The organism is Microcystis sp. MC19, from assembly GCF_003019735.1.
In the GTDB taxonomy this organism is placed as follows: Bacteria; Cyanobacteriota; Cyanobacteriia; order Cyanobacteriales; family Microcystaceae; genus Microcystis.
Map to the genome: position 1 here is coordinate 4655477 of NZ_CP020664.1, position 20396 is coordinate 4675872.

Below are 20396 nucleotides of genomic sequence, written 5' to 3' on the forward strand. Positions count from 1 at the left end.
TTCAATCCACCCCTAGACAATTAACTTAAAAACATTGTCTAGTCCAACTACCGTGTAACCCGTAGGGAATATGATGTTTAAGATGGATAACTGCTAGGGAATTAGTGATATCTTTAGCATCTAAGATTACCATATTCGATCGATGATTGGCCGCATCGTAAGTAACTACCAATAACCAACCATCATCCTCAGCAATTCCATCGGGTTTAGGCACAAAAATTGGTTCACCCGCAAATCCCCGGGGAGCAAAAGAATGTAATTGTTTTTCTCCCGTTAATAGGTCCAGTTTTAAGATTGCTTGCAAAGGAGCATTACCGGTGGCATGATGAGCGGCAGCGATGTATAAATAACGGTAATCTCGACCAACTTTTGCAGGATTGATGCTGGGAAATTCACAACAATGCTCTAGAATACATTCTCTTGTAACGGTATTTTCTGATAAATTTAGTGTAAATCGCCACAGATGTCCGGGAGCTAAACTATCAAAATCTACCGATTGAAAACTGCTATTTGAATCCAGTTGTGGTAAGGATTGATAACAAATAGAATCAATATAAATTTTCTCCCCTTGTTCAAAAGCATTGCTATGGTGGAAGACAAAACCCGATGGAGTTTCTAAAACTTTCACTTCTCCTTTGTTATGATCCCGGGGGATAATAATAATCCTAGTTAACTTGTCCGGTTGATTGATGAGGCATTCTCCCGCACCTTTTAACCCAAAAAGAAAGGGAAAAGGATTATAACCAACCGGGTTTTGGAAAAAGATAGCGTAGTGGGGAGTAATAACAAAATCGTGGATAAAACAAAAGCCCGGTACACTGTGGGTATGACGACGTAATAACTTACCCGTGGGACTAATTTCGTAGAGAGTAATAGCACTCGACAAACCCGTTTTAATGGCAAAATTTACCAGACAAGGTTGATAATTATCGAAGATACAAGCGGGATCGATGCGAGGATGAGCGGCAAAAGCATCGCCTTTTTCCAAGATACCATCGAGATAGTCTAAACCAATAGTATCAAGGGTTTTAGCATCGAGGCGATGGGGTTCGGCCGCTTCCCAAAGTGCCAGTAATTTATCACCCCAGTAGATAACATTAGTATTAGCAATATTTTTCAGACGCAAATCAAAAGCATTGCCGAAAATTCCCCCCGGTTTTTTCGTGCCGAAAACACCGCGATAAAGGGGTTTTCCCGCTTTCTGTTCCTGGAGATAACCCTCAGTTTTCACAAAACGATTACGATAATGTACGCGGCCATGGTTGAAGCTAATCGCGCTGATCATACCATCCCCATCAAAGGGATGAGCGATCGCAGTGCCAGCGATATCCAGTAAACCGGGGCCGTTTTTAAAGACTGTACCCTGTAAATCGGGGGGAATTTGCCCCTCGATGTCCTCTACCTCGTAATCGTACTCGTTAGGTTGGGATTGATAGCCTTTTTGCCAATCCTGACGATTATAGGATTTTTCGCCAATTGTCGGAGTTAGTACCATAGTAGTTTTAGGTTTGAATTTACTTTTCTTAACATAACTTAAAACTACCAGAGCTAAAAAGAAGGGGGTGGCCAATCATTTTTTCAGCTTATTCACCCCCTCCTTGCCGTCGTGTTATTTAACAAACAACATTTCTTGATAGGTAGGTAGCGGCCAGAAATTGTCGGCCACTTCTCCTTCCAGCGTGTCAGCATATTCGCGCACCTTATCCATCAAGGGACGGATCGTTTGAGCGGAATACTGCATATGTTCCTCGATCGAGTCAAAATCGTGTTTAGCAATGGCCTCACTCAGTTTACCAACGCTATCCATCATTAACTTAATCAGATTCGAGACGGTTTGGGCGTTTTCCTTATTGATCTCGATGCCGATCGCCGCCGCATTAGAGATCGCCAAAGACAATTCCGACAAGTAGCGAACAGCAGCGGGATAAATAATCGTTTTAGCCATACTTACCACCAGTTTCGCCTCCACTTCGATGGCCAGTAAATACTGTTCCGCATAGACATCGAAACGACTTTCCAGTTCAACGGGGGTAAACACACCCATGCGGGTAAACAGTTCTTCAATATAATCAGCTTTCAGCACGGGTAAAGCATCGGCAGTGGTGCGGAGATTAGCCAAACCGCGCTCTTCTACCGCCATTTTGTGCCATTCTGGGGAATATCCGTTACCTCCGAAGATCACATTTCTGTGTTTGTCCATGATCTCCTTGAGAACACCCTCGGCGGCAGTATTGAGGTCTTCCCCGGCTTTCATCCGGCTTTCTAAGTTATCCGCCACCCAAGTCAGGGAATCGGCTAGAATCGTGTTCATCGCCACCAGCGGCCCAGAAACTGACTGATTAGAACCCACAGCGCGGAATTCAAAGCGATTGCCCGTAAAAGCAAAAGGAGAGGTACGATTGCGATCGCCAGGATCCTTGGGGAATACCGGCAGGGTATCGACACCGAGATCCATCAATCCCGGGGCATCAGAACCCTCAATTCGGCCTTGGCTAATTTGGTCGAATACCTTTTCTAACTGGCTGCCCAAATATACCGAAATAATGGCGGGAGGAGCTTCATTTGCCCCCAAACGGTGATCATTGCTGGCGGTAGCCACCACTGCGCGTAAAAGCGCCCCGTACTTGTGAACGCCACGAATCACCGCCCCACAGAATAACAAAAACTGCATATTAGCGTGGGGAGTATCGCCCGGATCCAACAGATTGCCCTGGGTGGCGTTGCCGACGGACCAGTTAACGTGTTTTCCCGAACCATTAATTCCGGCAAAGGGTTTTTCATGCAGTAGGCAGACAAAACCGTGTTTTTTAGCCGTACTTTTCAGCAAAGTCATAATTAACTGCTGATGGTCACTGGCCACGTTAGCAGCCTCGAAAAAGGGCGCAATCTCGAACTGTCCGGGAGCGACTTCGTTATGGCGGGTTTTGGCTGGAATGCCGAGGCGATACATTCTTTCCTCCACTTCCTGCATAAACACCTGAACCCGTTCGGGAATCGCACCAAAATAATGATCGTCGAACTGTTGACCCTTGGCGGCGGGTTTACCAAATAGGGTGCGACCGGTGAGCAGTAAATCGGGGCGACTATGGGCAAAATGAGCATCTACGAGGAAATATTCCTGTTCAGCACCGCAGCTGGAGTTAACGGGGGCGACTTCCGTATGTCCTAAGAGCTTCAGCACCCTGGTGGCGGCTTTACTCATCGATGAAATCGAGCGTAAAAGCGGCGTTTTTTTGTCGAGGGCCTCTCCTGTCCAAGAGATGAAAACCGTGGGAATACACAGGGTGACACCATTATCCGTCTCCATGACGTAGGCGGGACTGGTGACATCCCAAGCGGTGTAACCCCGCGCTTCAAAGGTGGAGCGAAGTCCGCCGTTAGGAAAGGAGGATCCGTCCGGTTCCCCCTGTACTAAGACTTTGCCCGTAAATTCTGTGATCACCGAGCCGTCGCTCTGCACGGAGATAAAACCATCATGTTTTTCGGCGGTGGCGTTGGTCATCGGATAGAAGACGTGAGCATAGTACAGCGCCCCTTTGGACGTGGCCCAATCCTTCATCGCTGCCGCTACCGTACTGGCGATGGAAACGTCTAATTTTCCCCCGGTTAAAATCGTGTTTTTGACCGATTTGAATACATCTTTGGGGAGACTGGCCTGCATTTTGCTCAGGGTAAAGACATCGGTTGCCCAGAGGGCCTCTAAACGCTGAGGAATTTTGCTAGGTAGGGGTTTACGGTCTGTGACTTGAGAGATAGCTTGAACACGGGTTCCATAACTCATAAGTATTTTTCCTATTTTGTTGTGTCGTGGATAAGGGGTTACTTTACTTAGGCGATGACAAGTTTCCTACTAACTTTGATGTTGAAGTCCGGTCAGAGGCTATTCTCCGCTTAATAATTTTGATCCCACGGCACAAGCTTCTCTGCGGTTTTTATCTGCTTGCGCCGGCCTCTTTTCCGATCAATTAGCAACACCAGCCTTCATCTTAAGAACAGATGATCGAGAGATTTGTATCAAACATTACAAATATCCCAAACCCGATCTTCCACAAGCGATCGCACCTCACCCCCTCTTGACCCACGCAGGGGAACTGAGAAAACGGGTTTCTTTGAGAAACCCGTTTTCTGGACTTAGGGCGATCGCTCCTCACTCCCCCTCAACCCAGAAGATTTGACGAAAAACAGAGATAAAACCCTATAAAATCGATGAAAACAGCGATACTTGACAAAATCGGGGGGGGTGATAAGCTTTTTCCCATAATTTACCCGAATAAACCGATGGCTACTCAAAAAAGCTCATTCTTAAGCCGCTCCCTTCCCTTAAAGCCTGTCTCAGATTTTCTCGGGACAACAATCGGGATGGCAACTGCTGTCACCCTCGGAACGGTAGTTAGCTTGCCCGCACAGGCAACTACTCTATTTAGCCAGACAAATATCGTCACCAACCCAGGTGCAGGATTCAACGGATCAGATGTCAGTCAAGCCTCTGCTACTGTGGATGCAGGGGGGGTGACTGTAACGCGCGTGGCACAAAGCTTTACCATTTCTAATGCAGGACTGTGGGCGATCGATAAGGTATCGGTGATGGGTTACATGGTATCAACTTATGGGTTTCCCCCTGCTTCACCTTTTACTGGCATCTCAGTTAATATTTGGGACAATGCCCCCGGTCTTGCTGGAAGTAATATTCTCGGTTCGTCCACAAATCTACTATCTACTAACTGGACTGGCGTTTACCGCACTTTCAATGGCGTGTTAGACAATGCCCGACGCCCGGTGATGAACATTGCCGCCAATTTCAGTGGTTCTGGTCTTACTCTCGCGCCAGGCACTTACTGGGCAGACTACCAACTAACGGGGCTGTCACCCACAGGAGGTACAACTGCTTTTACTCCTTTTCTAATGACAACTTCAGGGGGAAATCCCGTAACTGTAAATGGAAATGCACGGCAGTTGGATTCAGGTAGCTGGATTACCCTCGCTTTGGGTAATCCGGCTCAAGGGGTTTCTTTTCCCTTAACCGTAACAGGACAGAACGTTCCCGAACCTAGTACCGTTCTAGGATTGGGACTGTTGGGCTTCGGTGCATTGGTTAAACGCCAGTTAAAGCCAAAGCAAGGCAGTGACAAAGCTTAATTGCCATAGAAAACGGGTTTCTTTGAGAAACCCGTTTTCTGGAATACATAAGCTGTTTAAGTATAGTGATATCGTGCTGCTAAAAACTCAATGCGGTCATCTTTGACTCGATAGACTAGACGGTGTTCTGTGGTAATTCGGCGTGACCAACTATTAGCTTCAAGATACTTTATGGGTTCTGGTTTGCCTATTCCAGTAAAGGGATCGGCGGTGACAGATTCTACGAGATCGAGTAGGCGAAAGGCGATTTTTTTATCTGTTTTGTACCACCATCTTAAATCTTCTCGAAATTAACTGTCAAAGACAATTGCCCTACTCTTGGCGTTCAATTCCTAACTCCTGACAAAGTTCTGTAACTGTCTGTCCCGGTATTGTTTGAACGTCCCTCTCCATTGAACGTTCCAGTGCTGCCAATAACTTTCTCGCATTCGCAGGCGATCGCAAAAGATAAACGGTTTCTAATAAGCCAGTTAATTCCTCTGCGCTCAATAGTGCCATATCTTTATGACCAGGGCGCGTAATAATCGCCATACTATTCTCGCTTTCCAATCGATCCAGAAGGCTCGCTAAATTTTCTTGAGCTTGAGTGTAGGTAGTTTGGATAGAAAACATAAGGCGAGGGCAACGAGTTGATTCGATTTTAGCTTATTTCATCAACTGAGAAAACGGGTTTTTTAAAGAAACTCGTTTTCTGGACTTAGGGCGATCGATCTTCACTCCTACCTCATCCCAGAATAATTGACGAAAAACATCGATAAAACCCTATATAATCGCTTAAAACAGCGATACTTGACAAAATCGGGGGGGGATAGGCTTTTGGATAGAATTTACCAAAAGACAGGACTTGGTTCCCTAATCCGTGCCATAGAAAAGGGGTTTCTTTGAGAAACCCCTTTTCTGGAATAAGCCGCGATCGCTAGGGTTTGCTAACTCGCGCTAGACTGGATTAAAATAATTAACTTCCAATCAATTCAAAGCAAGGACAAACCCATGAAATATCGCGTCTTAATTGAGCAGGATGAAGATGGCATTTATGTGGCTGAAGTTCCCTCCCTACCCGGCTGTATTTCTCAAGGCAATACCCGGTTCGAGTTACTCGCCAACATTCAGGAAGCAATTGCTTTATATCTAGAAAGCCTAGAAGCGCACAATGAACCGATTCCACCACCAATTTCTGAGGAACTGGTAGAGGTTAAATTATGAGTGAACTCCCTCCTATCGCTGGTCGCCAAGTCGTTAAAGCACTGGGCAAGATTGGCTACGAATTAGATCGGCAGCGAGGAAGTCATATCATACTCAGACAAAAAGCCTATCCCTATCGACGCATCACCATCCCTGACCATCGAGAAGTCGCTAAGGGAACGCTGAGATCTATCATTCGTCAAGCGGGATTGACAGTGGCAGAGTTTAAAACTCTCCTTTAGCTTGAGTCACCAGAGTCGAAACAACCGCTCATAAATCGCCAATTCAAAAATAGACTATTAAACAATGTAAACGCTATATGAGTCAAGCTGCTGCTGCAATCAATACTAAACTAATTGATTCCCTTGCTCAAATTATCCTCTCCTTAACTGACGAAGAACAACAGCTTCTGCTACAAAAAATTCAGCATCCAGCCTTATCTGATGTCGATTTTCATCAAGGTTTTCCCTTTGATGTTCAAATTCCTAATACAGAAACGCTCGCCGCCATTGAAGAAGTAGAAAAACATCCTGAGCGTCTTAAGCGTTATACTAGCGTTGGGCAGATGTTCGAGGATTGGAACAGTGATTAAGACAACCCAAGTGCCGATTCCTGCCTTGATGCGTAGTGTCGAAGAAATTAAACTTGAATGGAGTTAAATATGGATTTTGTTCCTCAGCTTCCCCGGGATTCTGATCAACTTAAGCAAACTTTGGCAAAAGCACACCGCAATTGTCAAGAGATGGAATTAGTTGGATTACAATTAGAAGAAGCGATTAGTCGCTTAGAAGCGGAAAATCGTCAAAGACGAAGACAGCAGTTAGAAAACCTAGAAAACGGGTTTCTTTGAGAAACCCGTTTTCTGGAGAAACAGGGCAAAATTATCGCCAAGTTCAAAACAACTGATAATCACATCGACAATCTTCGAGACAATAACTGAGCTTTATTCCTGTCAATGATGCTAACAAAATATCTAAAACAAGCAATGGAACTGGCAACCTATGAAGTTCTAGAAGACGGTACTTTTTATGGAGAAATTCCGGGATTTGAGGGAGTATATGCTAATGAAACAACTCTCGAAGCTACCAAGGAACAGTTACAGGAAGTTTTGGAAGGCTGGGTTATTTTAGGACTACGCTTACAGCATCAGTTACCGATTGTTGACGGTATCAATCTAACCCCTCAACAAAAAATCGCCTGATGCCACCTTTTGCCCCCATCAAAAGGAAAGAGTTAATTCGCCAGTTGAGAAAGCTGGGATTTTCTGGTCCTCTGGTAGGAGGAAATCATCAATATATGGTGCAGGGAAAGTTAAAAATCTGGATTCCTAATCCACACCAAGGAGATATCAGTAAAAGCTTGCTGGCTAAAATTTTACAACAAGCAAATATTAGTAGAGAAGAATGGGAAAAATTACGTTAAACAATTCTGTCTTGGAAAAGTTAAAAACTGTTCTCAATTAAGCAAGATGAATGCCATAGAAAAGGGGTTTCTTTGAGAAACCCCTTTTCTGGACTGTCAATCTCTTGTGTCGATTAATTCGGGGACAAGTTCGGGAATAAAACCAGGTTCAGCTAAAGAACCGGTAACATGATGTTCAAAGACTTCTGCGGGGGGAAAAGTTTTCTTGACTTCCTGAGATTGCGGATCCGTAGAAGGTAGCCATTTAATTAGAGGTAAAGGTAGGAGAGTGGAGAGATTAGTAATCACCACCAATAACCAAAGGTTATCAAAATTAGTTTCGGTGACTCCCAACCAATGGGTTAATAAAGCACCGATTTCTTGGGAAACTAATCCTGACATATTCCAGATAGACATTAATAAAGCGAATAGAGATGCTTCAATGCCCACGGGACAAAGACGGGCCGATAAGATTAAGACGGGTAAAAAGGCAATTTGTCCCATGACGGTGAGGATGAGACTATCCCCCAAACTAAACCAATGATCGTCAATACCGAGCGCTCGATTAGCATGGGTAACTAAGAGTAGGGTAGTCATGCCTAAAAGCGCGGAAATCACCGTACTCCAACCCAAAATTAAACGGAAGGAAATCGCTTTTAAAAACCTTTGATATACCCAGATACCCAGGATCGAGGCTAAACTGGTGACTAAGCGCACTCGTCCTAAAAATTCTGGTTCAAATCCTAACTCGTTGGTGGTGAAGTAAAAAAAGGCAGAATCGGCGCTAGGAGTAGCCTGCCAGAGAAAAATAAAGGCAGTGGGTAATAAAATTGATTTTTGTCTAATTGCTGACCATAATTGCCCGATTTGCTCCTTGACTTTCGGCTTAGATCGTGCATCGTTATTATTCTTGATTTTTTCCTCTGTAATTAAAAACGCCATGGCTGAGGCAATCAGGGGAAAAATAGCGGTGAGAGCGAAGACAGGACGAGTACCGAGGTGTGCCAGTAACCAACCTCCCAGATAAGCCGTAATTAAGCCGCCTAGGGCCGATATTCCCCAAGTTAAGGACTGTAGAGAGCCGGATTGAGTGAAGGACTCTCTGCGGGCCCTTTCTACTACCAAAGAATCGACGATGACATCACTAATGGTGACAGAAAGGGAACCAAGCAGGATCGCCGCCGTCGCTTGCCAAGCATTCTCCACCACAGTGGCGAGGGCCAACCAAGCTAAAACACCGAGAATTCCCGATAAAATGAGGTAAGGCCGACGACGATAGCCGAAAATAGGCAAACCATCCGAAAGAAAGCCAAAAGCTGGTTTAATCACCCAAGGAATCGCCGCCACTCCGATTAATGCCCCCATCTGGGAGGGACTCAAGGCCAAATCGTCTTTTAAAAAGAAGCTAACCGCTAATCGGGAGAGTCCGAGAATGCCCTGCACGAAATAAACCCCTAAAATGCCGATTAATTCGGGATTAGGGTCATTTCCGAACAAGATAGTCTCTTTAAGGAATTTTTTCCCGCGATCGATGCCAAGGTGATTAATAAGCATGAAGTTTCATAAATATTTGTTACTGTCTCTATAATAATGATTGATCGCTCGATCGGTGCGTTAGCTGTTAGGGTTTAACTGTTGAGCTTTAGGTTTTGGCGGTTGGGTATTGGGTTTTAGGGTTTTAGTTGAATTTCCCCATAAAAGGCTTATTGTCGTGTTATGGGGAAACTTTTTTGCGATCGCTCTATTTGAGAGTAATATACAGAAAGATTTTTAAAAAAATCTGTATTTGGTCTGATATGGGGAAAGTTTTGGTCTAATGTCTAGTTAGACCATCTAGATCAAATTGCGATTTAAGGTGTCCAAAATGACAAAACCTAGAATTCTCACTTTAATACTCAGTATCTTCTCAGTTATTCAGATATTAGATATCCCAAACTCTCAGCAAGTACAAGCACAATTGATTTCTCAGAGAGGCGTTACAACTTTCTCCTCAGAACGTAGTGATTCGGGAACGGGTATTAATCAAAGGTGTAGATATTTTTTCTATGATGGAGGCGATTTTAAACAGACCTGTTCTTCATTTATAAACAGTGGATACACGACACCTAGAACGAGAACATCGAGTGCTTCTGGTTACTGGGAAAGCGATGGCTCAAGAGTTCGTGTGATTATAGTTAGTCCTGAGAATTTATCAGGCCAGATTATCTATCAAGAAGGTCGAGGTGGAGAGTTGATAAGTCCTAGTGGGATTCGACTTCGCCCTGACTAATTATTGTGGCTCTTCGTTACTTGTTGTGGTTCGATAGCCGTAGGGTGCGTTCCCTAATGCAAGTCCTACTACTCCACCGATAGATTTTTGGGAACGCACCATGCTCATGTATTCCCTTAAGTAAACAGAGCCTGGTTTAACAGTTTCTGACACAAGAATAGAAGCAAGGTTAGGTATTGCTCACCTACACTTTCAGGGCGATCGCATCGCTGCGTAGGTTGGGTTGAGCGCAACAATACCGGGTCGAAAATAGCTCAAGTCCCTTGTTTAAGCGAAACCCAACCACCCTAAAGGTTACTCTTGGTCGGCTTTCCTGGCGTCAACCCAACCGACAATAATTGCTGCTCTCTATTGGCAGGAAACCTGGCTCGATGGGAAGCGCGTGCGCTCGTTGTTGATGTCCAAGTCAGTTCATTCCCCACCCTTGATCTTGCCTTCGCTTGCACTCAAGCACCCAATGTGCCTTTAATCTTAGGGCAAGCCAATTTCTTCAACGGTCAATAATGAGGTACAGCGATCACCGATATATTAGGATGCGAAGCATAAAATGTAACGCGTTATCTTTTTACCGCTTGTCCTTTTGCATCCCATAGGATATACTTAGGGTTTGCTGAATAAGTACGGGCGAAGCATTCGGATAGAAAATCTACCTTTTCACCGATAGGTTATTGTCCGAATGCTTCGCCCCTACAGGACGCGGGCCGATGAAGACGCAAGGTTTTGAACGACGATTCTCTCAAAATCTTGCACCTGTTTCGCGAGAAAAGCCCCAAAACCTTTACTTTGCCTACATTTCAAATTTATTCAGCAAACCCTACTTAATGAACATAGGGAATTACTAACAAAACACATACCGTATAAGTTAATGCCAGTTCAGACTGGGCATAAAACAAGTCACCTTGTTTTATGCCCAGCACCTGAAGGGAAACCCGAAGAAGCAGCCGCAAAAGACCGTCAACGAGCGGAGCCGGTCTTAGAAAAAGTGGGATAGTCACAGGAAAGCTTGAGGCTCTTAAGTAGATTTAGCGCAGAAAGCGGGGGAAGCAAAACTTTATTCTCCCACTTCGTTTAAATCTACCGTTTTTATTTTAACTTCAAACCAATCCCCAACAGTCCGAAACCTAGCAATCCTAATATTGCGGAAGGTTCGGGAATAGGAATAGGAGTAGCGTTAAGGGTTATCAGATCGAAATTGGCCTGTACTCCCGATGAGACCAGGCGGATTTCTAATGCCTGCCCGGGGGTAACCATACTGCCACTGGTATGGTTAACGGTGACAAGTGAGAACCTGCCATCAGCAGGAATAACACTACCGTTACTAGCTAGAAGATTAGTTCCGGCCCAAAGTTGGATACTGTAAGTCGGGAAATTTTGAAAGTTTCTGTTCCCGACATAGGCCCCCAAAGTATATCGCGTGTTCGCTTGCAAAGTTGCATTAAGTACCTGGCTGATGGTTCCCCCGTTACTGTAGGCAGTTTGAGAGCCATCGGGGATCGGGTCAGTGAAAGCACTCATGGTCGAGGACGCCATCATTGGGCTAAAAACCCCCTGCAAAGCATTCGATGGATTAGGAACTAGGGTCCAGTTATTGATGACATTCATGCTATAATAAAGATTACCTGCCTGCATAGGAGCGGTCGGGCTTTCAAAGCTATGATTCAATATGGGAATAGATGCCGCCCTAACTTGCACCTGCGGAACAATCACTAAACAGGAGGATGCGATCGCTAGTTTTAACAATCCTAGCTTATCGCCACCAGCAAAAGAAATTAATTTCCTTAATATTTTTTGATTCATGGCCTTAACACTCCAGAGTAAGGTGTTTTAACATTATAATAGCATCACTTGGAGTTTTTGGCAACATTGTAACCCTGATTAACCCGTTTTTATACTAAATCCTGTTAAAGGTGATAACAATCACTCATAAGGGTGATAACAATCACTCATAAGTTAGCCAATGATAGTTAGTCAAGTTTTTAATTTCATTAGTCATTGTTTCGAGATAGTGACAACGAGTTATCACTGGACTTCCCCCCTAAGTAGTCGTGCAAAATTAATTTCCTAGTCGAGACAGGAGACAGGAGACAGGAGACAGCTATTAGGGATCGGATTTGAGTTTTCAGTTCACTGTTTCCTCACACCATGAAGTCTGAAGGAGTAGTGGTTTAGATGTGTAATTAATTTTGCTTAGGTACTTATAAACATACTAGCTATGGCTAAAAGTCTTACAGAGCCTGAGTTAAATCAATATAATACCAATGGACTACTGGACACAAAATCCTGAAGTCCTTAGACAGATAGGGTTTGAGGCAAAAATCTTCCAATTTGACTTTTCCGCCATTATAGCTTATTTCGGTGCAGAAAACCAGCAAAAACATGGCTACAGAGGGAATCCCTTACTCTAGAGATTAATGACACCATCTGTCACCATCAGGTTAGTGATCGCTATACAGCCAACTCTACGGAATCGCTCTAATCCAGATACAGTCAACGGTACAGCGATTTTCAAGCGAAAAATGTAACCAGGAGCGTCTTTTCAATTTTTTCTGAGAAGCTCCATGCAGTCAGGGTTTTGTTGATTTTTTAGTATTTATGTATGTGGGGGAAGTCTAGATAGCCATGGCCATCATTCTAGCAAATGGAGAGAATTCCCCTCCATGAGGAAATATTGCAAATTACATGGGTATATTAGGAAAAGTTAAGGGGTATATCCATTGATAGATAATGGTTTTCGGCTATTGTAGTAGATATGTATGGAAAAAGTTCAGATATACCAGAAAAATCTGCATTTTCTAGGGGATGCTTTCATAAGAATTAGAGTTTTGAGTTTTTGGGAAATTTGTTTTTGCCAGTAAATCAAGAAAATAGCTGTAGTTGTCGATAGGTTATCTTTTTCCCTTTTTTCAATTCATAGTTAAGAATACATTGGCCTACATATCTGGCCAAATTAACAGGGACAGCATTGCCAATCATTTGTTCTAGATTAGATTTTGTTCCAGCAAAAATAAAGTCTTTAGGAAAAGTTTGGATATAGCTTCTCTCGCTCGTTGTTAGCGGTCTTAATTTTTCATTAAGATGACAAGCATCACCGGGATGTTGTCGATAGGTTTTGGGAATTGGTCGATTTACTCCTCGAATAGTAGGGCTAGGTTCATAAATACTGAATATCGCCCTTCTTTGATAGCTTCTAGGATGTCTATAATAGTATTCTATATCTAATTCTTTGCCCATATAGTCAAATACAGTCAGAGGTTGACTTGATAGATTTTCATTGATCTCATCGATTAAAAAATCATCTTCTTGCTTCATTTTACCGATCAGAAAATATCTTTTTCTAGTTTGAGGAACTCCGCAGTAACAAGAATTAATAACTTTTCCAGTCAAACCATAACCATGGCTTTTAAAAATTTGTTTTGCCTGAGTGAGTATTTTACTTTTCTCAATTCTATCCACATTTTCCATAACAAACCATTGGGGACTTACTCTAGTGACAATTTCAGCGAATGTGAGCGTTAGATTCGCTCGTCCTAAACCCTCGTTTCTCTTACCGGCACTGGAAAAGTCTTGACAAGGAGGGCTGCCGACAATAATCTCAGGATTATATTGAGCCAATATTTCTTGATTAGATTCTCTAGATAAATCGACATTAAATATCGGATGACTAAAGTTATTTCTATAGACATCTATAGCAGGTATCCAATTATCAAATGCAGCCACAATAGTAAACCCCGCTTTCTGGAAACCTAAAGATAAACCACCACAACCAGCAAATAAATCGATTGTGATCATTTTGCTCCCTCCTCTAAATTGACTCTCGAAAGCGTAAAATAAATTATCGGAATCGGGAGCTAGACCGTATAACTCTTTTGTACTTAACTCCGTCGGTTGAATTTTTAAATTTTCGTCAAGTTTCAGATATACATTTTTCAGTCCTTTCCCATCCAAGTAAGCGCACAAAGAAGCTGGAAATGAGGAGTTAAATTGATTTTTACCCCAGGTTTCTTTTTGGCTAAAATCCCGATTCGAGTGCTTCAATCCGAATAAACTAGGCTTAAATATTGCCGATTTTGCCATTACCTCAACCCGATCGCTGAAATTATCTCATCAATAATCTTAATAGCAATAAACGGCGCGATCACGCCTCCTACCCCGTAGATGAGGATATTGCGCCGCAATAGTTGGTCAGCAGTGAGCGGGCGAAATTGAACGCCTTTAAGTGCTAGGGGAATCAAAACGGGGATAATCAGGGCATTGTAGATCAGGGCCGAGACGATCGCCGATTGAGCGCTTTTCAAACCCATAATGTTTAAAGCACCGATCCCGGCGGCGGCGAAAATAGTCGGGATAATGGCGAAATACTTAGCGATATCGTTAGCCACCGAAAACGTGGTCAGGGCGCCGCGGGTAATTAATAACTGTTTGCCGATGGTTACTAAATCGATCAGCTTGGTCGGGTCGGAATCGAGATCCACCATATTGGCCGCCTCCTTCGCCGCTTGGGTTCCGGAGTTCATCGCCACACCGACATTAGCCTGGGCCAGTGCCGGTGCGTCATTGGTTCCGTCTCCCGTCATGGCAACTAACTTGCCCTTGGCTTGCTCGCGACGGATCACCTCGATCTTATCTTCTGGGGTGGCCTCGGCGATAAAATCATCCACCCCCGCCTCCGCCGCGATCACCGCCGCCGTGATCTGGTTGTCGCCGGTGAGCATGATCGTTCTCACACCCATGCGCCGTAATTGGTCGAAACGCTCTTTTAATCCAGGTTTCACGATGTCTTTGAGATAAATAACCCCGTAGATATCGTTACCCCGACAGACGGCCAGGGGAGTTCCCCCCAAACGGGAAACCCTTTCCTGTGCCTCATCGAGGGTCTGGGGAACAGAACCACCGCGGGAACGGACGAAACCTTTAATCGCTTCTACGGCTCCCTTACGGTATTCCTCGCCGGCCCTATCGGTGCCGCTCATGCGGGTACGAGCGGAGAATTCGATTCCCTCGCCGGGTTGGCCATCGATATCGAGGTTCGCGCCCAAATTCCGGGCTAAGGCAATGATCGAGCGTCCTTCTGGGGTTTCGTCGAAAAGGCTGGCCGCTAGACAGATGCGGGCTAATTCCTCGAGGTTATGACCGTTCACGGGGATAAATTCGTCAGCCAGTCGGTTGCCGAGGGTGATCGTTCCCGTTTTGTCGAGAAGGAGGGTATTCACGTCGCCGCAGGCTTCCACCGCGCGCCCGGAGGTGGCGATGACATTAAACTGAGCCACACGATCCATCCCAGCGATGCCGATCGCGCTCAATAAACCGCCGATCGTCGTGGGAATGAGAGCGACGAGGAGGGAGATCAAGATGGCGATACTGGAGCCGGCCCGAAAAGTATCCGCAACCGCCGGCCCGAGGCTCGTTTCCAAGAAACCGGCGATATAGTTCCCGATCGAGGGAATCGTGGCCACGACAATTAAAAAGACTTGGGTTAACACGGCCAGAAGTACCGTCAGCGCGATCTCGTTGGGGGTTTTCCTGCGCTCGGCCCCTTCCACAAGGGAGATCATGCGATCAATAAAACCCCGGCCGGGATCTTGAGTGATCCGTACTGTCAACTCGTCCGAGAGAAGCCTGGTGCCACCGGTGACGGAACTGGCGATGTCAGTGCCGGGTTGTTTGAGGACGGGGGCCGATTCTCCGGTGATCGCCGATTCATCCACCGAACCGATTCCCTCGATCACTTCCCCGTCGGCGGGAATCACGTCCCCAGCCACCAGTTTTACCCGATCGCCCCGACCCAAGGCCGTGGAACTGACCGACTCGATCGAGCCGTCGGCAAGGATTTTCCGGGCGATCGTGTCGCTGCGGGTCGATCGCAGGGCATCGGCCTGGGCTTTTCCCCGTCCCTCGGCGATCGCCTCGGCGAAGTTGGCAAACAGCACCGTGAAGAAGAGGATCAGGGTGATGATGCCGTTAAGTAGCCGTTGTTGTCCCCTATCCCCTGCGATCGTGCCGAATAGATGCGGGTCGATCGTCACCAAGGCCGTGACGATCGTTCCTAACCAGACCACGAACAGGACCGGGTTACGCACGGCGATGCGCGGGTCGAGTTTGAGGAAGGACTGCCGGATCGCGCTTTGATAGAGACCGGTCCGGTTGACCTTGGGGGTGTGGTGGCGGTCGTCCAGGCGACCTCTCGGCACTCGCAACGGGCGGGAGGATTTAGAATTTCCTTTGTTCGTTCTCATAAATTATCCCAACTCCTAGCCGATCATCCGGGTGATTTGAAAGGCTTCCGCAATCGGCCCGAGGGCCAATATCGGCAAGAAAGTGAGCGCACCGAGAATTAAAATCACCCCCGCCGTCACGCCGGTAAAGAGTCCAGTATCGGTGCGGAGGGTTCCGGTGGTGGCAGGAACCGGTTGTTTGCGGGACATCCCATCGGCTAACAAGAGCAGGGCGGCGATCGGGATATACCGTCCGGCGAGTAAACTGAAGCAGGCGCTTAGATTCCACCAGAGAGCGGTAATCGTCGGTTTGGCACCAGCCGCGATCGCAAGCGGCGCGGGTTGGGAGTCCCCCAGTCCCTCGAATCCCGACCCGTTATTGGCGGCGGCGGAAGCGTACTCGTAGATAACTTGAGATAATCCGTGAAAGCCGGGGTTACTGATGCCCTGAAAGTCGGGAAAGGCAAGGGCGATCGCTGCGGGGATGAGGATGGCGATCGGGTGAACCAGCAGAATTAAAAAACTCGCTAACACCACTTCCCGCTTCTCGATTTTGCGCCCGAACAATTCGGGGGTTCTTCCCACCATTAGCCCGGTGACGAATACCGCTAGGATCAGATAGGCGAACAGGTAGGCTGTGCCGGTTCCCTGGCCGCCGAAGACGATTTGCAGGAACAGATTCGAGAGGGTGGCGAAGCCGCCGTTCGGCATCAAGGAATCGTGCATGGCGATCACAGCACCGCACATGGTGGCCGTGGTAGTTACCGCGTACAGGGCCGATTGCGCCCAACCGAAGCGTACTTCTTTACCCTCGAAGTTAACCGCTCGATCAACCCCTAGCAGCGAGTTAACCGCCTGGTTGCCGTTATATTCCCCGATCGCTGTGATGATCGTAAAGCCGATGAAGATACCGAGGGGAATTAGATAGATTAACCGAGCTTGCTTGAGATTATCGGCGAAAACCCCGTAGGTATAGATCAGGGAGGTGGGAATCGAGAGAATCGCTACCAACTGCACCAGATTGACGAATCCGTTCGGGTTTTCAAAGGGGTGGGCCGAGTTGCTGGCAAAAAAGCCGCCGCCGTTTTCTCCCAATTCCTTAATAATCTCGAAGTGGGCCACTGGACCGCGGGCGATCGCCTGACTGAGGTTGGGGTTTTCTAGCGTCGGCAAGATCGCCGGGCCCGCGAGGGTTTCCGGGACTCCGGCGATGATCAGGGCAATTGCCCCCACGATCGAGATCGGTAAGAGGATACGGGTGATCGCTCGGATCAGATCCACATAGAAATTGCCCAACGGTCGCCCCGTCAGTCCCCGAATAAAGGCGATCCCCACCGCTAGACCGGTTCCGGCCGAGGTGAACATCTGGTAGCCGAGACCCCAAATCTGACTCCCGTAGCTGAGGGTGGTTTCTCCAGAATAATGCTGTTGGTCGCTGTTGGTGATAAAGGAAATCGTTGTATGTAGCGTGGTGTCCCAAGTGGGGGCGGGGATCGCCGTCGGGTTGAGGGGAAGGACTCCTTGGCCGGCAATCAGGGAAAAAACCAGAATTGCTATTACCGCATTACTGTAGAGAAGGGCGCAGAGGTACTGCCAGCCGGTCATATTCTCTTTCCTTTTCACCCCGACGAAGCTGTAAAGAAGACTCTCGGCTCGATCGCACAGTGGGTCGAGTAGGGTTCTCTGTTCCATAAAAACCCTAGCCATATACCGCCCGAAAAAGGGGGTGATTGCCACGATTATCAGGATCGTGAGCGCGATTTGAATCCATCCTTGCAGCATGGTTCGATCAACTCCAAAAAAAGACCAGTGGTCGGGATGATTATAGCGATTTGTCGCACCTTGACAAGCTAAGTAGGTAGGCACAATTATTTGTAGGATGGGTTAGCGGTAGCGTAACCCATGCGGGCGTTGGGTTTCATGCTTCAACCCAACCTACGTTCATTTTATATTTAATTCCACCCACCTACTTATATTTTTTCCGTTCGTTATCCTATCAGCTTTTACGCACTTATACAGAAATACTGACAATTAGCAATTATCAGTGACTCTTAGGATTTTACCTCACCAGTGGCTGAACAAACAGGAATAATTATGCAAACGCCATCGTAATTTTTAATTAGGTAGGTGTTAAAAATTGTCCGCTTCCCCCCCCCTATCTATTATTCACATATTTCTTAACATAAAATTTGACAAAAAGAGCCAAGTGTGCAAGACGGCTTAAGGTGGTTCTATCGGGTAACTAATTTGATGTAAATAGTTTCCAAGTCTCGCCGATATCATGTAAGGGATGTTCTTTGATACTTTCTACTCTACTTTTGACTTGGGCAGCCCTTAGCTCTCAAGGTTAAAAGTGAGGTGATGGCTATTAATCATCTGTGCCATTATTTTTGAAAAGTATTATTAATTAGGGTTGGCTGAATAAATGTGAAATATAGACTCCGAATGCTTCGCACCTACTTTTTGCAGCAAACCCTAAATTATTATTAAAAAAATACCAAAATTTACCTCTCTAAAACTTAACTAAAAAAGCCTATTTTTTGACTTTAAAATAATTTTTCAACCAGACTCAGCGACCGATTCGGTTTCTGAGGAGAGATTTATAAAGTTTTTTATAGCAATAAAGCATAAACTGATGAGGTATTATCCTCTAAATACTAGCTTCTAACTCCTGAAAAGGGAGACTTTCCACCTAGCCATTAAAATAACTGCTATCCCACCTTTCAGAATATGGTTTTGTGGGAATATTGTCTTCATCTTCCACTTCTGTCTGCGCTACATAATAAAATTTTAGCTCATGCAGCCTATCAGTGATCGCTCTTTCTACAGCAATTTTTATTCTTAATCTTCGGGTGTGGTTATCGTGATATTTCTCTCCCAAAGTTTTGAGGCTACGGGGCAGAATTTGGATAGCATTATTAATGATTTGATCGATTTTAATCTCTGGGAGATATTCGCCAAAAGAAGCCGGTAAACTCCCCAGCTGTTCCTGCACTTCTGCTATCACTAATTGCTCAACAAAATTAAGAGAAGGTCGGTTCATAAAACAATTTTTGGGTACTCAAAAACTGACCCCATTTTAATACCGAACGATCAAGAATAGGGTGATATTATGCCGTCACCATGGTGATTTAACTCACTGTTTTATCCAAGCTGATGGCCAAATACCGCCAATTTCGAGACCAGCTAGACCACTAGAGGCATCTATAATGGTTTTACCGCGACTATCAGCCAATTTTATCGATAATTTACCTTTGAGGGTATCTTGACAAGCAAAACAGAGACCTTTTTCCGTGGGTACACGCACGCGATCGGGAGGATGATCACTGATGCCGATTAAGACAATGGTATAATTCTCGTTGCTTGCCCTCATTTCCCAGTATCCCCAGGGTTGCACTGTCCAAGTTAGTTGAGAATTCCAGATATCAAACTTATAAAAGCGATTTTGCCAGTGAATACCGATAATTCCTACCGATTCCGTCCAGTTAAGAACTTTCCGGGTAGAACCCACTGCGGTTAAGGTTAAATCGGGATTTTCAGGGAAAGCATTACAATTAATCCAAAACCACTTTTCCGGGAAAGAATAACCCCAATTTTTCTCGCTATAAAAAGGTACATTCTCAAATTGGTAATTTTTTCCCCGATGGGTAATCATTCCCGTTGCTAAAGCATGAGCAGTTAAAATCTGCCAACCCGGGTCAAAAATCGGTAAATAAGATAATATTCCTGCTGTTGCTTCGGGTGGACGCTTTTTATCTCCCCAACTGTACCTAGTTTCAACGTGATAATCCCATTGACAGATTTCTCCGGTGACAGGATCATAAATTCGTCCTTGCTGCTGGTGTGCCGTTGCTTGATAACCTTCTCGAATAGACTCAAAAAAATCTGACGGGGAAAGCAGACAGGGACGGGTTTTTAAGTTAGTTTTTCCCCAATGGATAATGGCTAATTGCTGACGACTTGCCCAAAATTTATCCGTATCGGGAAAAGTGCGACAAAGATAATCAGATTCTATGGCTAAAATTTGCACCGCTCCGCCGCTATTGACTTGACCGCCGCTTGGGTCTTGAATAGAATACATAAAGGCGAATCCGTCGGCTAATTGCGGAATCATGACTCGGAAGTACCAACCTTCAAAGAATCGAGGAGTGATACCATCCCAATGGTAGCCAGAATGAGGGGGTTGTGAAGACATC

The 20396-nt window shown here is 45.6% G+C and carries 17 protein-coding genes and 2 pseudogenes; 7 read left to right on the plus strand and 12 right to left on the minus strand.

The window, feature by feature from the left end; translation table 11 throughout:
* Positions 1-25: 25 nt before the first annotated feature.
* Entirely contained in the window at positions 26-1495 is a 1470-nt protein-coding gene (locus B5D77_RS23725) for a carotenoid oxygenase family protein (protein ID WP_106910059.1), read from the minus strand.
* A gap of 114 nt (positions 1496-1609) precedes the next feature.
* Positions 1610-3781: a glutamine synthetase III gene (locus B5D77_RS23730; RefSeq protein ID WP_106909774.1), complete on the minus strand. Its 2172-nt coding sequence runs from the start codon at positions 3779-3781 to the stop codon at positions 1610-1612.
* 425 nt (positions 3782-4206) lie between these two features.
* On the opposite strand from B5D77_RS23730, the gene B5D77_RS23740 reads away from it, so the two are divergent.
* The gene (locus B5D77_RS23740) at positions 4207-5136 is read left to right on the plus strand and encodes a PEP-CTERM sorting domain-containing protein (RefSeq protein ID WP_254053013.1); all 930 of its coding nucleotides are present in this window, start codon (positions 4207-4209) and stop codon (positions 5134-5136) included.
* 56 nt (positions 5137-5192) lie between these two features.
* Here B5D77_RS23740 and B5D77_RS23745 read toward each other — a convergent pair.
* Positions 5193-5465: pseudogene (locus B5D77_RS23745) on the minus strand (Txe/YoeB family addiction module toxin).
* Complete coding sequence (locus B5D77_RS23750; protein WP_002763657.1) at positions 5449-5748, minus strand: type II toxin-antitoxin system Phd/YefM family antitoxin; 300 nt, start codon at positions 5746-5748, stop codon at positions 5449-5451. The pseudogene B5D77_RS23745 and the gene B5D77_RS23750 overlap by 17 nt, the downstream one beginning before the upstream one ends.
* A gap of 378 nt (positions 5749-6126) precedes the next feature.
* Between B5D77_RS23750 and B5D77_RS23755 the strand changes: the two genes are divergently transcribed.
* The 6 genes from B5D77_RS23755 to B5D77_RS23780 all read left to right on the plus strand — a co-directional run bounded on the left by B5D77_RS23755 (position 6127) and on the right by B5D77_RS23780 (position 7740).
* Positions 6127-6339, plus strand: a complete 213-nt coding sequence (locus B5D77_RS23755; RefSeq protein ID WP_008199545.1) for a type II toxin-antitoxin system HicB family antitoxin — start codon at positions 6127-6129, stop codon at positions 6337-6339.
* Entirely contained in the window at positions 6336-6560 is a 225-nt protein-coding gene (locus B5D77_RS23760) for a type II toxin-antitoxin system HicA family toxin (RefSeq protein WP_002733933.1), read from the plus strand. Before B5D77_RS23755 ends, B5D77_RS23760 begins: the two co-directional genes overlap by 4 nt.
* Before the next feature lie 77 nt (positions 6561-6637).
* Positions 6638-6910: a hypothetical protein gene (locus tag B5D77_RS23765; RefSeq protein WP_106909776.1), complete on the plus strand. Its 273-nt coding sequence runs from the start codon at positions 6638-6640 to the stop codon at positions 6908-6910.
* A gap of 69 nt (positions 6911-6979) precedes the next feature.
* Positions 6980-7168, plus strand: a complete 189-nt coding sequence (locus B5D77_RS23770; protein ID WP_002766800.1) for a hypothetical protein — start codon at positions 6980-6982, stop codon at positions 7166-7168.
* 105 nt (positions 7169-7273) lie between these two features.
* Positions 7274-7519, plus strand: coding sequence for a type II toxin-antitoxin system HicB family antitoxin (locus B5D77_RS23775; protein ID WP_002753457.1), 246 nt, complete (start codon positions 7274-7276; stop codon positions 7517-7519).
* Positions 7519-7740, plus strand: coding sequence for a type II toxin-antitoxin system HicA family toxin (locus B5D77_RS23780; protein ID WP_002732388.1), 222 nt, complete (start codon positions 7519-7521; stop codon positions 7738-7740). Before B5D77_RS23775 ends, B5D77_RS23780 begins: the two co-directional genes overlap by 1 nt.
* A 96-nt stretch (positions 7741-7836) precedes the next feature.
* On the opposite strand, the gene B5D77_RS23785 is transcribed toward B5D77_RS23780, so the two are convergent.
* The 8 genes and pseudogenes from B5D77_RS23785 to B5D77_RS23825 all read right to left on the minus strand — a co-directional run bounded on the left by B5D77_RS23785 (position 7837) and on the right by B5D77_RS23825 (position 20395).
* A complete protein-coding gene (locus tag B5D77_RS23785; RefSeq protein WP_008199556.1) occupies positions 7837-9273 on the minus strand; it encodes a folate/biopterin family MFS transporter in 1437 nt (478 codons plus the stop codon).
* A gap of 1798 nt (positions 9274-11071) precedes the next feature.
* Complete coding sequence (locus B5D77_RS23795; RefSeq protein WP_106909777.1) at positions 11072-11785, minus strand: PEP-CTERM sorting domain-containing protein; 714 nt, start codon at positions 11783-11785, stop codon at positions 11072-11074.
* A gap of 1059 nt (positions 11786-12844) precedes the next feature.
* The gene (locus tag B5D77_RS23805; protein ID WP_008199563.1) at positions 12845-13777 is read right to left on the minus strand and encodes a DNA cytosine methyltransferase; all 933 of its coding nucleotides are present in this window, start codon (positions 13775-13777) and stop codon (positions 12845-12847) included.
* A gap of 6 nt (positions 13778-13783) precedes the next feature.
* Positions 13784-14062 (minus strand): annotated as a pseudogene (locus B5D77_RS27555) (HindVP family restriction endonuclease); the annotation flags it as partial.
* Entirely contained in the window at positions 14062-16221 is a 2160-nt protein-coding gene (gene kdpB / locus B5D77_RS23810) for a potassium-transporting ATPase subunit KdpB (protein WP_106909779.1), read from the minus strand. The gene kdpB and the pseudogene B5D77_RS27555, both read right to left, overlap by 1 nt.
* 15 nt (positions 16222-16236) lie before the next feature.
* Positions 16237-17982, minus strand: coding sequence for a potassium-transporting ATPase subunit KdpA (gene kdpA, locus B5D77_RS23815; protein ID WP_106909780.1), 1746 nt, complete (start codon positions 17980-17982; stop codon positions 16237-16239).
* A 910-nt stretch (positions 17983-18892) separates the two neighbouring features.
* Positions 18893-19243 carry a hypothetical protein gene (locus tag B5D77_RS23820; protein WP_008199569.1) on the minus strand — a complete coding sequence of 117 codons (351 nt, stop codon included), beginning with the start codon at positions 19241-19243 and terminating at the stop codon, positions 18893-18895.
* 93 nt (positions 19244-19336) lie between these two features.
* Entirely contained in the window at positions 19337-20395 is a 1059-nt protein-coding gene (locus B5D77_RS23825) for a tocopherol cyclase family protein (protein WP_106909781.1), read from the minus strand.
* Position 20396: the final 1 nt, after the last annotated feature.

What these genes read in the sequence shown, in the direction of transcription:
- B5D77_RS23725 (WP_106910059.1), bottom strand. Translation starts at nt 1,495, where the DNA reads ATGGTACTAACTCCGACAATTGGCGAAAAATCCTATAATCGTCAGGAT.
- B5D77_RS23730 (WP_106909774.1), bottom strand. Translation starts at nt 3,781, where the DNA reads ATGAGTTATGGAACCCGTGTTCAAGCTATCTCTCAAGTCACAGACCGT.
- B5D77_RS23740 (WP_254053013.1), top strand. Translation starts at nt 4,207, where the DNA reads ATGAAAACAGCGATACTTGACAAAATCGGGGGGGGTGATAAGCTTTTT.
- B5D77_RS23750 (WP_002763657.1), bottom strand. Translation starts at nt 5,748, where the DNA reads ATGTTTTCTATCCAAACTACCTACACTCAAGCTCAAGAAAATTTAGCG.
- B5D77_RS23755 (WP_008199545.1), top strand. Translation starts at nt 6,127, where the DNA reads ATGAAATATCGCGTCTTAATTGAGCAGGATGAAGATGGCATTTATGTG.
- B5D77_RS23760 (WP_002733933.1), top strand. Translation starts at nt 6,336, where the DNA reads ATGAGTGAACTCCCTCCTATCGCTGGTCGCCAAGTCGTTAAAGCACTG.
- B5D77_RS23765 (WP_106909776.1), top strand. Translation starts at nt 6,638, where the DNA reads ATGAGTCAAGCTGCTGCTGCAATCAATACTAAACTAATTGATTCCCTT.
- B5D77_RS23770 (WP_002766800.1), top strand. Translation starts at nt 6,980, where the DNA reads ATGGATTTTGTTCCTCAGCTTCCCCGGGATTCTGATCAACTTAAGCAA.
- B5D77_RS23775 (WP_002753457.1), top strand. Translation starts at nt 7,274, where the DNA reads ATGATGCTAACAAAATATCTAAAACAAGCAATGGAACTGGCAACCTAT.
- B5D77_RS23780 (WP_002732388.1), top strand. Translation starts at nt 7,519, where the DNA reads ATGCCACCTTTTGCCCCCATCAAAAGGAAAGAGTTAATTCGCCAGTTG.
- B5D77_RS23785 (WP_008199556.1), bottom strand. Translation starts at nt 9,273, where the DNA reads ATGCTTATTAATCACCTTGGCATCGATCGCGGGAAAAAATTCCTTAAA.
- B5D77_RS23795 (WP_106909777.1), bottom strand. Translation starts at nt 11,785, where the DNA reads ATGAATCAAAAAATATTAAGGAAATTAATTTCTTTTGCTGGTGGCGAT.
- B5D77_RS23805 (WP_008199563.1), bottom strand. Translation starts at nt 13,777, where the DNA reads ATGATCACAATCGATTTATTTGCTGGTTGTGGTGGTTTATCTTTAGGT.
- kdpB (WP_106909779.1), bottom strand. Translation starts at nt 16,221, where the DNA reads ATGAGAACGAACAAAGGAAATTCTAAATCCTCCCGCCCGTTGCGAGTG.
- kdpA (WP_106909780.1), bottom strand. Translation starts at nt 17,982, where the DNA reads ATGCTGCAAGGATGGATTCAAATCGCGCTCACGATCCTGATAATCGTG.
- B5D77_RS23820 (WP_008199569.1), bottom strand. Translation starts at nt 19,243, where the DNA reads ATGAACCGACCTTCTCTTAATTTTGTTGAGCAATTAGTGATAGCAGAA.
- B5D77_RS23825 (WP_106909781.1), bottom strand. Translation starts at nt 20,395, where the DNA reads ATGTCTTCACAACCCCCTCATTCTGGCTACCATTGGGATGGTATCACT.